The sequence below is a fragment of the Bradyrhizobium sp. genome (assembly GCF_030646015.1).
GTDB lineage: Bacteria > Pseudomonadota > Alphaproteobacteria > Rhizobiales > Xanthobacteraceae > Bradyrhizobium.
In genome coordinates this window covers 1-13942 of the sequence record NZ_JAUSLT010000010.1, presented here as the reverse complement: position 1 = coordinate 13942, position 13942 = coordinate 1, and the positions used below count along the sequence as shown (strand labels likewise).

Below are 13942 nucleotides of genomic sequence, written 5' to 3'. Positions count from 1 at the left end.
TCAATGGCTCATCAGGATCCTCTTCAGGGAGTCCGGCTGCGCCCGCAGCAGTTCCGTGTAGAGGCCAAGACAGTAGTTCAACCACCCGCGAATGTAGTCGCACGCAGGGCGTCCGCGCCTGATCGCCTCGTAGTGGCAGCTTCCGGAGCAAAGGTAACGCGCCCAGCAGGTGCCACAGGGAGATTGTTGTTTGAGATGGCGGCTCTCGAGCCAGCGGGACTGCTTGTCCCGATCCACGCCGCTGAATACATCGCCCATCAGGCCATCCTCGTCATTGACGAAGCGATGGCAGGCATACAGTCCCCCGTCCGCCGACACGCCCATGTATCCACCGCCGGCGCCGCAGGGATACTGCTCCCGCTGATAGGAATGAATGCGCTGAAGTGTCGTAATCACGTTCGAGAACGGCAGGATGCGACCTTGCCGCAAGCCCTCACGAAAGCTTTCCCCACATCTGATGAGTTGATCGAGCAGCCGATCCAGATCGGCCGCGTCCATCTCATCCTTGCCGGAGGGCGCGCTGAGCATGGGTGAGAACATGATGGCATCGAAACCCATCTCCAGCAGACCGGTCATGGTCTCGGGGAGATCCAGATTCTTCGGCGTCACGGTGACGCGCGCCAGCACCCGGTAGCGCCGTTGCTCGACCGCCAGCAGGGATCTCACATTCCCTGCCACTTTCCCGAAGCTGCCCTTGCCCGAGCGGTACGGCCTCAACCGGTCATGCGTTGCATCCAGGCCATCCAGGCTGACGGTCAGTGTAAAGCCGTACTGCTGGAACAGTTCGATATCCTCGTCGCACAGCAAGGTGGCATTCGTCGTCATGGAGAAGCCGATGCGGATGCCGCGAGCGGCGGCCTCGCTGACGGCATATCGGGTCGAAGCATGCAGCGTCCTGCGATTGACGAGCGGCTCTCCGCCCATGAACGCGAGGGTCAGGGTTTCGCCGGGTTCGGCTGCCTGAACCAATTGGTCGATTGCGGCTTTGGCCACATCGGGAGGCATATCGCCTGCTGTTCCCCCGAATGTTCCCTGCTGCGCATAACAATAGGTGCAGCCGAGATTGCACTTTTGGGCGACCGCGAGCGATATCGCTTTGACAGGAACGCTCCCTGGTGTGTCGAAGTCGTCTACGGCCGGGCTGACGATGCCGAATGCCAATGCTGCCAGCTCGGCGCGACCCGCCTCGCCCAGGCGCAGCGTTGCGTCCAGGGTGTTGGCGTGCCCGGCGGGAAGCTGATGGATCTTCCCGCTCTCGACATCGAGGGCGAAGCGCCCAGCTCCGCTGTCGAAGAGATGGACCTTTGCCGAGCGCGGCCGCGTATGACCGTGGCGATCGATCTCCCGTACGGGGCTGGCGATCGTCATTACGACGTCTCCGGTGGCAATTTCTCGGCTTCCAGCGGGAATGGCGCTACGGGCGTATTGCCCGCATTGTCATTGCCATCTCGCTCTGTCCCATGCAGGAACGTCGGGTCATTCTCGATGTCCCGTCCGACTTCCATCATGTCGATGTAGGCGTTGAGCCATTCAGGCTCGCTGTTGCGCGGTCCGGCTGCAGCAAACTGCTTTCGCGCGAGAACCCGCGTGTCCGGCGCCGTGTCGAATGCCACTTGATTTGGGAAGGTCGACGTCCAGTAGTTCAGGCAGGCGTTCAGATCGGTTTGCCAGGCCGAGCAAAGTCCCGCGGTCAACTGGCCGGGCTTCGCGGACGCATAGTTTGGCCGGATCTCATTGGCGTCGATGTGCTGCTGTCCCCGCGCATAAAACGCGCCGGCGGGGTTGGGCAGCGCGACGTCGCCGTCGAGACATATTTCCATGCCCGGGTTGTAATCGGCATTGATTGTTTTCATCATCGCGATGTCCATGCCATAGCCAACGCCGGCAAGGGTGGCATCTTGAGGTATTTGCAGGAGCTGTCTGGTCTCCCTCACAAAGTCCTTGTTCTGGGAATTGTCGATTTGTCCCGGCCCCACATCGGGGGAGTGATCCTGCGGAGCCACAATGACGCAGGCGGGCACCACCGGGATGTTGTTCGCGCCGGTCAGGCTAACGCTGATCGAGCCATCGGATGTCGTATCCAGGACGCCATTGTCGCTTCGGTGCGCACCGTAGGGCGGAATGGCGTTGTTCTCGGTCTTCCGATACGCGCCGCCCATCGGAGGTATGAACAGGCCATCACCGCAGATTTCGCCAAGCCAGACCTTGCCCGGGCGCCAGGGATTGTTGCCCTCCAATCGCTTTGTCTCACCTGCAGCGGCAGAAGCCTGCGCCTCAACCGCGGCCGTCGCCCCCTGTGACCAGACATTGAGCTTCCGGTTGGCTACATTCGCGGTCCAGGTCGCGCTCATCCCGAGCTGCTTCATGACGTCGGCCGTCAGTTCTCCGATCTCGCGGCCATCGGAGCGGTATGCAAAAATCCTGAATCTCACCGCTTGCCGCATGAACCAGTGCTTGCCGTCCCGCAGCGACATGTATTTGAGACTTTGCGCCTGTCCGGCCTTGCGCTTTTCCTCGTAGTCGAAGAACTCGTAATAGTCCTTGTTGCTGGCAAGCCGGGCACAACCGATGGCCGGATGAATCTTGAAGGCTGCGACGTCTGACAGATCGTTCGGGAATGCCATGGATCATACCTCCGGTTGGGACGCGTATCGATGGATGCCGTCAAGAGGTGGGCGACGGTCCGGTAAACTCGAACGGCACGCCCGCCTTTATGTTCTTCTCTTTCGCCTTTTGAATGATGGCCGTGGCCACATTGGGCATGGTCCGCATGGTGTCCAGCGCCTGAGAATAGGCCTCCTTCGCCTGCTCCTGCTGGTCCGGCCCCGGACAGTTGAAGGCCTGGTGCAGCGAGTTGATCATGCTGGTGTAGCTGTCATTGAAAAGCTTCATCTGCCGTCGGACGGTCGGAAAGGCGTCATAGTTCCTGATCTTGGCGTTGGTATCGAACTCATGCACGCCCGCCGGATCGAACGGGAGGTCGCCGCCGGAAAAGGAATATCCGAGCGGCTGGGCGTTTTCATCCTTGACGAGAAAACGCGACTTGATGATCGACTCAAACCGATAGTAATGCCCCGGGAGACCTTCTGATGTGAGCGGGTCAAAAGGCGCCGACCCTTCGCCCTGATCGACAACCCATGACAAATGCCGGACGGCGGATGCCTTGTCCGTGATCCTGAAGTCGATCTCCGGTTTCAGCGGGTATCGGCCGGTATCCTGGTTGTTGAGATATGCAATCGGCTTGAAATTCGGACGAACCTCTCTTTGCTTGTACGCGTCCCGCACGGCGTTATCGAACAGGCCGGGAATCTTCCCGCTCTCGATGATGTCGATGATGCTCGCATAGAACTGCCCGATCGTTCTGGGCTCTGCTGCCGGAGCCAATGACGGGAATTCGACCGGGTCCTCCGGCGCCTCTATGCGCATGAAAAGGTCTTTAACGAGATCGAGTGAAAAGGAACGCAGATCCAGTTGCAGCGGAGGTTCGAGAACGGTCAGATGGTGGGGATAGTCGGGCACCGCGGCTACGATGTCGGGCGCGGTGCCGATGGCATTCATGAGATTGGCGACCGCGGTCATGTGAAGCATCTCTTCAATGGCCGCCCGCAGGATCAAATCGGAAATCTTCCCGTTTGCAGTCAGGCTGAAAGCTGCCGAGAGATACGTCGGGATGGTTGCAAATTCCAGCTGCAAGGCGGATTGCAGCAATCCACCGAGAGTCTGGCGAGCATCCTCGCCCTGAATTTCGGTGGTTTGAATGGCGCGGAGGTTTGCGCCCAGTTTGCGATTGATCGTCAGTGGAGAATAATTCGAGGCCATGGTCAAAACTCGCAATTCCAACGCGGCCACTTCAATATCGGCGAATGATAGTGCGACACGGGCGAAAACGCAACCCAAGGTTGGCGGCAGAAAACGCTGCTTTCACGCCTGCACAAGGCGGACCTGACGCGGTGTTCGATCTTGGGAATGCGGAGGCAAGGCGGGCGTCCGCCGGCCGGCCGGAGTTTATGGATTCACGCTTGGCGGAACTCGCAGTTCACTTCGCAGGAAAACCGGGAAGTCGCCATGAAGTGGCCGCAGCATGGCTGCTCTCAATAACACCGCGACGCAGCAATCGTGTGCAGCCTGACATCGCCGAGCACATGCGCCATGAAACCGAGGCTCTGGAATATCCTTGCGAACGCCGCGTCACGAATGCTCAGGCCCCCCGCATAGGCGCCGAATGCCGGCATCACCGCGCGCTCGCCGTCGCAGGCAAAACAGCGGCGCTCCATCGAGCGGCCGCGGGTCGAGACCCGCGCCTTGGGATGCAGATGGCCGGCGATTTCGCCTGGCGCCCCTGATGGCTCGTGACGGAACATGATCGGGCCGATCGCGACTTCCTCGGCGACCACGCCGCCGAGATCGGACGGCAGCGCCGGATCGTGATTGCCGGAAATCCAGATCCAGTCGCGCCGCGCCTGCAAGGCCGCCAGCGCCTCGCGGTCGGTGGCGGACAGCCGGTCATGGGCGGTGCGGTCGTGAAAACTGTCGCCGAGCGCGATCACCATGCGCGGGTCGTGCCGCGCGATCACGGCAGCGAGGCGGCCGAGCGTCGCCACGGTATCGAACGGCGGCAGCAGCACGCCGCGCCTGGCAAAGCTGGAACCTTTTTCCAGATGGAGGTCGGAAACGACCAGCAGGCCCTGCTCTTCCCAGAACAGCGCGCCGGAGAGATCGGCAACCAGCGTCACGCCGGCGACGACCAAAGTCGCGCCGGCGACGGTCACGGTGGCGCGCGCGGGTTCGTCGTCGAGGAATTGCGCGTGTGCCGTCACGTTCGATCCATCGCCTCTTTGACCAGTTCCTCGGCGGCTTCCGCCAGAAGTTCGTCGGACGCTTCGCCATAGACCGCTTCGCGGCCGATTTCCAGCATCACGGGGACCGCGAGCGGCGAAACCCGCGTCAGTTCCCGGTGGGTGATTCGCCCCTTGATTCGCGCCAGCATATCACTGAGCCGGCGGATATCGAGCAACCCGGTGGCGGCATCGGCGCGCGCGGCGCGCAGCAGCACATGGTCGGGCTGGTGCTTGCGCAATACGTCGTAGATCAGGTCGGTGGAGAACAGCACCTGCCGCCGCGTCTTCTCCTCACCGGTAAACCGACGCGCGATCAGTCCGGAAATGACGGCGCAGGTGCGGAAGGTGCGTTTCATCAACGCCGATTCCGCCAGCCAGGCTTCGAGATCGTCGCCGAGCATGTCCGGATCGAACAGCGCTCCCAGATCGAGCTTGCCCTGCCGGATCATGAACGACATGTCGCCGAGCCCCCAAACGGCCAACGCATATTCATTGGCGACGAAGCCGAGCGGACGCACCCGGGCGCGCTCCATCCGCCGCGTCAGGAGCATGCCGAGCGTCTGGTGCGCCAGCCGTCCCTCGAACGGATAGCAGACTAGGTAATGCTTGTCGGCACGGGGAAAGGTTTCCACCAGCAAATCGCGTGCGCCGGGCACGCGCGATACGTGCCGCTGCAGCGACAGCCAGTCGCGCACCTGCTCCGGCAACGCCTTCCAGGCCTTGTCGTCATCGAGCAATTTGCGGACGCGTTCGGCGAGATAGGTCGAGAGCGGAAACTTGCCGCCCATATAGGACGGCACCTTGGCGTCCTTGTCGCTGGCGCGGGAGACGTAGACCTGGTCTTCCGCCAGCGCCTCGTAGCGCACCACCTCGCCGCCGAACACAAAGGTGTCGCCGACCACGAGGCCCTCGATAAAATATTCCTCGATCTGCCCGAGCATGCGGCCGCCGCGCCCGAGTGCGCCGGTGGAGCCGGACCCGCCTCCGCCACGCCCGCGCACCAGCCGCACCTTGAGCATGGACTCTTCCACGATGGTGCCGACATTGAGGCGGTAGCTCTGCCGCACCCTGGGATTGGTGACGCGCCAGCGCGATTCAGGTTTATTTGTCTTGTCCTGCTTGATGCGGGCGAAGCGCTCATAGGTCTTCAGCGCATAGCCCCCGGAAGCGACGAAATCGACCGTGTCGTCGAAATCGGTCCGGGTCAGGCCGGCATAGGGCGCCGCGGTCAGCACCTCGGCGTAGAGTTCGTCGGAGAGAAACGGCTCGCCGCAGGCGCGACCCAATACGTGCTGCGCCAGCACGTCGAGCGCGCCGGTGCGCAGCGGCGGGGTGTCCTGCGCATTCTCCGCCACGGCGTCGATGGCGACGCGGCATTCCAGCACCTCGAAGCGGTTGGCGGGAACCAGAACGGCGCGCGACGCCTCGTCGATGCGGTGATTGGCGCGGCCGATTCGCTGCATCAGCCGCGAGGCGCCTTTCGGCGCGCCGATATTGATGACGAGATCGACATCGCCCCAGTCGACGCCGAGATCGAGCGAGGAGGTGCAGACCACGCCGCGCAGTCTGCCAGCCGCCATCGCGTCCTCGACCTTGCGGCGCTGGGCGACATCGAGCGAGCCGTGATGCAGCGCGATTGCGAGATTGTCGTCGTTCATGCGCCAGAGCTCCTGGAACAGCATCTCGGCCTGGCTGCGGGTGTTGACGAACACCAGCGTGGTCTTGTTGCCCTTGATCAGGTCGTAGATCTCGTTGAGCGCATGGCGCGCGCTGTGCCCCGCCCACGGCAGCCGCTCTTTGGTATCGAGCATCTCGACAATGGGCGCGGCGGCGCCGCCGGCGACGACGATATCGGCCGCTTCGCTGTTGCCGTCGCGCTGCGGCACCAGAAAGCGCGCCAGCGATTCCGGTTCGGCGACGGTGGCCGACAGGCCGATCGCGCGCATCTGCGGCGCCAGTTGCCACAGCCGCGCCAGCCCGAGCGACAACAGGTCGCCGCGCTTCGAGGTCACCAGCGCGTGCAGCTCGTCGAGCACGATGCGCCGGAGCGAGCCGAACAGGAACGGCGCGTCGTCGGACGACAGCAGCAGCGCCAGCTGCTCGGGCGTGGTGAGCAGGATATCCGGCGGATAGCGGCGCTGCCGCGCCCGCCGCGACACCGGCGTATCGCCGGTGCGGGTCTCGACCTTGATGGCGAGGCCCATCTCGGCGATCGGCGTCTCCAGATTGCGCGCGATATCGACGGCGAGCGCCTTCAGGGGAGAGATGTAGAGGGTGTGGAGGCCACGCGGCGTCTTCTCCCCTCCCCCCGCGCGCATCGCGCGTGGCGGGGAGGGGTCGGGGGTGGGGGGTGCCTCGGCAAGCTCGCCGGCAGTCGTATGCGCGGATAGCCCCCCCACCCCCGACCCCTCCCCACCGCTACGCGGGGGGAGGGGAGAAGAGCGCACCGGCGATACTTCAGCACTGAGCTCCACCAGCGTCGGCAAGAATCCCGCCAGCGTCTTGCCGGCGCCGGTCGGCGCGATCAGCAGCGCGGAGCGGTCGTCGCGGGCTTTTTGCAGCAGATCGAGCTGGTGCGCGCGCGGCGACCAGCCGCGGCCGGCGAACCAGCGCAGAAACATCTCGGGCAGCAGAGGAAGCGACGGGGGTTCAACGGATCTCACCGCCACAGGTTAGGCCCGCGAGACCTGATCGGTCGAGCCAAAAAGCCAAATAGTTTCAGATGTGTTACCGGCAAACCGCAGATCGATTTCGTTCCACTGTACCCCGCAAGGCACAGACAGAATCCGCCGCGATGGATAAGTTCCAAGCCGGAATGCGAACCGGGAATGCAACAATGAAAAGACTGCTCGCCGCAACGGCGTTTCTTGCAATGGCAGCGAACGCCCAGGCTGCGGACCTCGCGGTCAAGGCGCCCTACCTCAAGGCACCGGTTGCCATGGTCTATGACTGGACCGGATTTTACCTCGGCGTGAACGCCGGCGTCGGCGTCGGCCGCAATAATCAGACCCTGACCTTTCCGGGTTTCCCCTCCTTCGAACAATCCTATCTGTCGCCGTTCGGCGCGCTCGGCGGCGTCCAGGCCGGCTACAACTGGCAGACCAATACGATGTTCGGCCGGCTGGTTCTCGGCGTCGAGGCCGACATTCAGGGCGCGGGGATTCGCGACAACGATACTTGCCTTCTGACCTGCCGGGCCGCTCCCCAGACCGCCGGCCAGTTCGATCAGCGGCTCGACTGGTTCGGCACGGTTCGCGGCCGGGTCGGCTTCGCCAACGGCCCGGTGCTGCGCTACTTCACCGGCGGTTTCGCTTACGGCAACGTCAAGACCAGCATCACCGAAAATATCCCGCTCGCCGGCTTTCCCGCGACTTTTACCTCGAGCCAGACTCGCGGAGGCTGGACCTTCGGCAGCGGCGTCGAAGCCGCACTCGGCGGCAACTGGAGCGCCAAGATCGAATACCTCTACGTCGATCTCGGCAACAAGCGAGACACCTTCGCACTCGGCGGCTTCCCGCAGACGCTCGACAGCGAAATCCGGCAGAACATCTACCGGGTCGGCCTGAACTACCGCATCGGCGGCAACGGCACGTACGCGCCGGGGCCCGTGGCAAACTGGACCGGCCTCTATCTCGGCGGCAATTTCGGCTCCGCCACCGCGCGCAACGAGACCTCGCTGGCCGTTTTGGGCACCAACGAACGGTTCACCCTCGCGCCTGAGGGCAAGATCGGCGGCGTGCAGGCCGGCTACAACTGGCAGGCGGCGAACTTCGTGCTGGGCGTCGAGGCCGATATCCAGGGCTCGACCCAGAAGGACAACCGCACCTGCGTCGTGAATTGCCAGGGCGCCAACGGCACCTTTGCCAACTACGACGCCAAATTGCCCTGGTTCGGCACGGTCCGCGGCCGCATCGGCTATTCGGCTGGACCGGCCCTGCTCTATGCCACCGGCGGTTATGCCTATGGCAGCATCAAGACCAATATCGACTCGGCCTTCCTGAACGGACCGGTCTCCAGCCGCTTCTCCGAGACCAAGGGCGGCTGGACGGTCGGCGCGGGCATCGAAACCCCGGCCACGCTGTTCAGCTTCTTCGGGCCGAACTGGACGTCGAAGAGCGAATATCTCTACATCGACCTCGGCTCGACCTCGGGAATCATCGCCGATCCCGGCGGCCCCGCGGTTTCGACCACGAAAGTTACGGAACACATTTTTCGCAGCGGGTTGAACTATCACTTCAATTCGCCGGTGGTGGCGAAGTACTGATCGCGGCGACATCGACTGAACAACGAAAACCCCGGCCTCGCGGCCGGGGTTTTTTATTGGTGATGCGATTGTTTCATCATCGCGTTGAAGCGATGAAGGTGCACTCCCCTCCCCCCGCGCGCCCTTGCGCGTGGGAGGAGGGGAGAAGAAAGATTTACTCCGTGACCGGCTTGTCGGAAATATCCCAGTCCTTGCCGTTGAACTGCGAGATGTAGAGCGTCTTCATCGGCGTGTAGTCGTCCGAGGTGTAGCTGAAATTGACGCCGTCGAGGAAGTAGGGCGAGTGGAAGCCCGCCAGCGTGGTTGCGTGCTTCAATACGTTGGCGCGGGTCAGATCGTCGCCGCAGCGGCGCAGGATTTCGGCCATCGACGCCACCTGGCCATAGCCGGCAAAGGCGATGGTGTTGTCGGGATCGACGGTCGGCAGGTATTTCTTGCGCAGCGCCTCGAACGCCATCACGTCGGGGTCCTTTTCCCAGCGCGGCACGCCGACTTCCTTGGCGTAGCGGATGGCGACGATGCCGGCGGCGTTTTCGAGGCCGGCGGCGCTCAGAATCGAGCGCCCGGTCGAACCGGCGGACAACAGATGCAGCGGCTTCCAGCCGAGTTCCGCCACTTTTCGGATCGACTGCGACGACGCCTTGCCGGTCGAGATGTTGTAGAAAACATCGGCGCCCGACTTCGACAAATTGATCAGCTGGGAATCGATGGTCGGTTCGGTGAGATCGTAGGTCAGCTCCATGATCACCTTGGCGCTGCCGCCGGCATCCGCCAGCACCTTCTTGAACGGGCCTAAGAAGTCGCGGCCGAAATCGTCGTTCTGGTAGAGGATGCCGATCTTGGCGTTCGGATTCTTGGACAAGACATGCTTGGCGAGGATCCGTGCTTCGGTCGGATACAGCGGCAGGCCCGCCATGGTCCATTTGTTGTTCTTCGGATCGTTCCACTTCGAGGCGCCGGTGTTGAGCAGCAGCTGCGGCACGCCCTTCGAGTTGAGATATTTATGCACGGCGGTCTGCGGCGCGGTGCCGAGCGAACCGAACAGCGCCAGCACCTCCTCCTGCTCGACCAGTCGCCGCGTCGCCTCGACGCATTTCGGTGCGCTGTAGGCGTCGTCCATGGTGAGGAATTTTATCTTGCGGCCGTTGATGCCGCCCTTCTCGTTCAGCATCTGAAAATAGGCTTCACCGACCCGGCCGAGCACGCCGTAGAGCGAACCCGGGCCGCTGTGCGGCACGGTCTGGCCCAGCTTGATTTCGGTATCAGTTGCGCCCGGATCGTATTTTTTCCCCTGGGCGAAGACGTAAGGCGCCGGCAGCACGGAGGCGGCGATGGCGGCAAGAGCAGAGGCGCCGAACTCACGCCGTGTCTGTTTGTTTTTCATGGTTGTTTCTCCCGGAATTTGTTGTTGGATGCCTTGATCTGACATTCCTCCAGATCAGGCAAGAGCGGGCGGCGCAATGCCGCCTTGTGCCGGCGCATGCGGCATTCCGTGCAACGGCAAATCCGAAAATCAGCCCTTCGCCGCCACCGCGACCAGGCCCGGCACCTGCGCACCGCTCTCGGTGCGGGAGGATGCCGGCTCCATCCGCTCGGGCATGAGGCCGGCGCCTTCGATCAGCGCGCGAGCGCTGGCCGCGCTGTAGGCGTAACGCAGCCCCTCGCCCAGCACCACGCCCTCGCCGGCATGGCTTTCGAGCGTGAACGCGAACAGCCCGCCCGGGGCCAGCACGCGCACGACCTCCGCCAGCAGCGGCGCCATGTCGTGCACATAGACCATCACGTCGGCGGCGAGGATCAGGTCGGCGCTGGCGTCGGGTCTGCGAGCAAGGCCCTCCACGATCTCGGCGACGTCGAGTTCGGCGTAGAGGCCGGTCAAGCGGGCGAGCTCGATCATGCGCGGCGATAGATCAATGCCGATGATGTCACCGGCGACGCTTGCGAAGGCGCGCGCGGCAAGCCCGGTGCCGCAGCCGAGATCGATGACGCGGGCGAATGCCGGCGGCAGGCCCACAGCAGTTCGCACATCGAGCACCGCCGCCAGCAGCAGCGCCGGGCCGCGATAGCCGAGATCGTCGACCAGCGCCGCCTCGAATTTCGGCGCATATTGATCGAACAGCGCCGTCACATAGGTCGGCCGCATGCCCGCGAGACCGGCAGCGCCCAGCCGCATCAGGCGCAGGCCGGCGCCGTTGCGATCGCCGGGATCGGTGGTCTCCGCGGTGCGGAACGCCGTGATGGCGCCCTTGATGTCGCCGAGCAATTCGCGGACTTCGCCGAGCGTGAACCACGCCGTGGCAAAGTCGGGCGCCAGATCGGTCGCCTGGACGAACAGGTCCTCGGCGGCGACCAGATGGCCGCTCAGCTGCAGGTCGCGGGCAAAGTCGAAACGCCGGTCGGCGAGCATGTCGCCTGACGACATGAACAGGCGCGCGGGCATTCTTGCAAACCGATCGGTCGGAGTTGAATTTGCCGGGACGCGATACGCGAACAACGCCGGTGCCGGACCGTACAGCGAACCGGCGCGACAAGCTATGGCGATGCCAGCAGGCGCGGGGATTTAGGGGAACCGATTGCAGGTTCGGAGATAGGTTACGGCAAGACTCGAATGAAGCTGGGGCGGGACTATATACCTGACATGCGTCCGCAAGACATCCTGCTGCCAGCTCCTGCCGGCCTGTGCTGCAAGCCCGGCGGCTTCCATATCGATCCGGTGCGCCCGGTGGAGCGGGCCGTGATCACGCACGGCCATTCCGACCACGCCCGACCGGGCCATGGCGCGGTGCTGGCCACGCAGGAAACGCTCGACATGATGCGGTTGCGCTACGGCGACAATTTCGCACGCAGCACGCAGGCGATCGCCTATGGCGAGGAACTGCAGCTCGGCGACGTCAGGATAAAATTTCATCCCGCCGGCCACGTGCTGGGCTCGGCGCAGATCGCGGTCACCTGCAAGGACACCTGCATCGTCGCCTCGGGCGATTACAAGGACGCGCCCGATCCGACCTGTACGCCGTTCGAGGTGGTGCGCTGCGACGTCTTCATCACCGAGGCCACGTTCGGGCTGCCCGTGTTCCGCCACGGCGATGCGGCGGACGAGGTCAAAAAACTGATGGCTTCGGTGGCGCTGTTTCCGGAGCGCGCCCATCTGGTCGGCGCCTATTCGCTCGGCAAGGCGCAGCGCGTGATCGCGCTGCTTCGCCTCGCCGGCTACGACGCGCCGATCTACCTGCACGGCGCGATGGAGGCGATAACCCGCTACTACCAGAGCCGCGGCGTGGAGCTCGGCGATCTGCGCCCGGCCAAGGGCATGAAGAAGGCCGATCTCGCCGGCACCATCACGCTGGCGCCGCCGTCGGCGACGTCCGACATCTGGACCCGGCGGTTTCCCGATCCGGTCACCGCGTTTGCCTCGGGCTGGATGCGGGTCCGCGCCCGCGCGCGGCAGCGCGGCGTCGAATTGCCGCTGGTGATTTCCGATCACGCCGACTGGGATGGACTGACCGCGACCATCGACGCCACCGGCGCCCGCGAAATCTGGGTCACGCACGGCCAGGAAGACGCGCTGGTGCATTGGTGCAGGACCAAAGGCCTCGCGGCACGGCCGCTCGATCTGGTCGGTTACGGCGACGAGGACGAGGGCGATACTGTGCCGGCCGGGAATGCGGCGACATGAACCGCTTTGCAGAATTGCTCGACCGGCTCGCCTACGAGCCCGGCCGCAACAACAAGCTGCGGCTTCTCACCGGCTATTTTCGCGAGACCGAAGACCCCGATCGCGGCTACGCGCTCGCCGCGCTGACCGGCGCGCTGTCGTTCAAGCACGCCAAGTCAGGCTTGATCCGCGACCTGATCGCCGACCGCACCGATCCGGTGCTGTTCGCATTGTCGTATGATTATGTCGGCGATCTCTCCGAGACGGTGGCGCTGATGTGGCCGAAGGCGGCATCTTCTCCCCTCCCCCCGCTGGGTCCGCCGAAGCCACTTGGCGAAGGCGGGCGCAGCGGTGGGGAGCAGATCGGCCACAACAACCCGCCTCCCCCGACCCTTACCGAAGTCGTCACCACGTTGCGCACGCTAGGCAAGACCGAGCTTCCAAAACAGCTGTCGCGCTGGCTCGACGAGCTCGACGAGACCGGCCGCTGGGCACTGCTGAAACTCGTCACCGGCGCGATGCGGATCGGGATTTCCGCGCGGCTTGCCAAGACCGCCGCCGCGGCGCTCGGGGGCAAGGACCCGCACGAAGTCGAATTGATGTGGCCGGGCCTCAGCCCTCCCTATCTCGACCTGTTCGCGTGGCTGGAGGGCCGCGCCGAAGCGCCCGAGAATCTCGACCCCACGCCGTTCCGCCCCGTCATGCTGGCGCATGCGATCGAGGACGCGGATTTTGCCGGTCTCGACGCCGCCGATTTCATCGCGGAATGGAAATGGGACGGCATCCGGGTGCAGGCGGTCAGCGGTCGCGACGCGGATGGCGATATGCAGGCGCGGCTTTATTCGCGCAGCGGCGAGGACATCACCCAAAGCTTCCCCGACCTGCTGCCGTCCCTGCATCTGCCCGGCGCCATCGACGGCGAACTGCTGGTGCTGCGCGAGGGCCGCGTGCAGACCTTCAACGTGCTGCAGCAACGCCTGAACCGGAAAGTGGTATCGGCAAAACTGACCAGGGAATATCCGATCCACCTGCGCGCCTACGATCTGCTGTCCGAAGGCGAGGACGATCTGCGCGACCTGCCCTTCGTGGAACGGCGGACGCGGCTGGAAGCATTCATCAGGACGATCGACGATCCGCGTATCGATACTTCGGCGCTGGTGCCGTTCGCGAATTGGGAGCAACTGA

General features: G+C 64.0%; 10 protein-coding genes. 3 read left to right on the top strand and 7 right to left on the bottom strand.

From position 1 onward, the window contains the following. The 5 genes from Q7T45_RS00865 to Q7T45_RS00845 all read right to left on the bottom strand — a co-directional run bounded on the left by Q7T45_RS00865 (position 1) and on the right by Q7T45_RS00845 (position 7459). A complete protein-coding gene (locus Q7T45_RS00865; protein WP_304866191.1) occupies positions 1-1368 on the bottom strand; it encodes a radical SAM/SPASM domain-containing protein in 1368 nt (455 codons plus the stop codon). Next, positions 1368-2624, bottom strand: a complete 1257-nt coding sequence (locus Q7T45_RS00860; RefSeq protein ID WP_304866189.1) for a LodA/GoxA family CTQ-dependent oxidase — start codon at positions 2622-2624, stop codon at positions 1368-1370. Before Q7T45_RS00860 ends, Q7T45_RS00865 begins: the two co-directional genes overlap by 1 nt. 40 nt (positions 2625-2664) lie before the next feature. Beyond that, a complete protein-coding gene (locus Q7T45_RS00855) occupies positions 2665-3819 on the bottom strand; it encodes a ferritin-like protein (RefSeq protein WP_304866186.1) in 1155 nt (384 codons plus the stop codon). 272 nt (positions 3820-4091) lie between these two features. Beyond that, entirely contained in the window at positions 4092-4769 is a 678-nt protein-coding gene (gene pdeM / locus Q7T45_RS00850; RefSeq protein WP_304866222.1) for a ligase-associated DNA damage response endonuclease PdeM, read from the bottom strand. Between the two features lie 44 nt (positions 4770-4813). After that, positions 4814-7459 carry a ligase-associated DNA damage response DEXH box helicase gene (locus Q7T45_RS00845; protein ID WP_304866184.1) on the bottom strand — a complete coding sequence of 882 codons (2646 nt, stop codon included), beginning with the start codon at positions 7457-7459 and terminating at the stop codon, positions 4814-4816. Positions 7460-7674: 215 nt separating this feature from the next. Here Q7T45_RS00845 and Q7T45_RS00840 point away from each other — a divergent pair, with 215 nt between their 5' ends. After that, entirely contained in the window at positions 7675-9102 is a 1428-nt protein-coding gene (locus Q7T45_RS00840; RefSeq protein WP_304866182.1) for an outer membrane protein, read from the top strand. A 154-nt stretch (positions 9103-9256) separates the two neighbouring features. Here the strand turns inward: Q7T45_RS00840 and Q7T45_RS00835 are convergent, their stop codons facing one another. Beyond that, positions 9257-10486 (bottom strand): ABC transporter substrate-binding protein, encoded by a 1230-nt coding sequence (locus tag Q7T45_RS00835; protein WP_304866180.1) that lies wholly within the window; start codon positions 10484-10486, stop codon positions 9257-9259. 129 nt (positions 10487-10615) lie between these two features. Next, positions 10616-11542 (bottom strand): class I SAM-dependent methyltransferase, encoded by a 927-nt coding sequence (locus Q7T45_RS00830; RefSeq protein WP_304866178.1) that lies wholly within the window; start codon positions 11540-11542, stop codon positions 10616-10618. Positions 11543-11740: 198 nt separating this feature from the next. Here Q7T45_RS00830 and Q7T45_RS00825 point away from each other — a divergent pair, with 198 nt between their 5' ends. Together Q7T45_RS00825 and Q7T45_RS00820 are read left to right on the top strand one after the other, a co-directional pair. Continuing rightward, positions 11741-12778 (top strand): ligase-associated DNA damage response exonuclease, encoded by a 1038-nt coding sequence (locus tag Q7T45_RS00825; protein ID WP_304866176.1) that lies wholly within the window; start codon positions 11741-11743, stop codon positions 12776-12778. After that, positions 12775-13942: cisplatin damage response ATP-dependent DNA ligase (locus tag Q7T45_RS00820; RefSeq protein ID WP_304866174.1), on the top strand; the 1168-nt coding region annotated here is incomplete at its 3' end. The genes Q7T45_RS00825 and Q7T45_RS00820, both read left to right, overlap by 4 nt.

What these genes read in the sequence shown, in the direction of transcription:
- Q7T45_RS00840 (WP_304866182.1), top strand. Translation starts at nt 7,675, where the DNA reads ATGAAAAGACTGCTCGCCGCAACGGCGTTTCTTGCAATGGCAGCGAAC.
- Q7T45_RS00845 (WP_304866184.1), bottom strand. Translation starts at nt 7,459, where the DNA reads ATGTTTCTGCGCTGGTTCGCCGGCCGCGGCTGGTCGCCGCGCGCGCAC.
- Q7T45_RS00860 (WP_304866189.1), bottom strand. Translation starts at nt 2,624, where the DNA reads ATGGCATTCCCGAACGATCTGTCAGACGTCGCAGCCTTCAAGATTCAT.
- Q7T45_RS00855 (WP_304866186.1), bottom strand. Translation starts at nt 3,819, where the DNA reads ATGGCCTCGAATTATTCTCCACTGACGATCAATCGCAAACTGGGCGCA.
- Q7T45_RS00865 (WP_304866191.1), bottom strand. Translation starts at nt 1,368, where the DNA reads ATGACGATCGCCAGCCCCGTACGGGAGATCGATCGCCACGGTCATACG.
- Q7T45_RS00825 (WP_304866176.1), top strand. Translation starts at nt 11,741, where the DNA reads ATGCGTCCGCAAGACATCCTGCTGCCAGCTCCTGCCGGCCTGTGCTGC.
- Q7T45_RS00835 (WP_304866180.1), bottom strand. Translation starts at nt 10,486, where the DNA reads ATGAAAAACAAACAGACACGGCGTGAGTTCGGCGCCTCTGCTCTTGCC.
- Q7T45_RS00830 (WP_304866178.1), bottom strand. Translation starts at nt 11,542, where the DNA reads ATGCCCGCGCGCCTGTTCATGTCGTCAGGCGACATGCTCGCCGACCGG.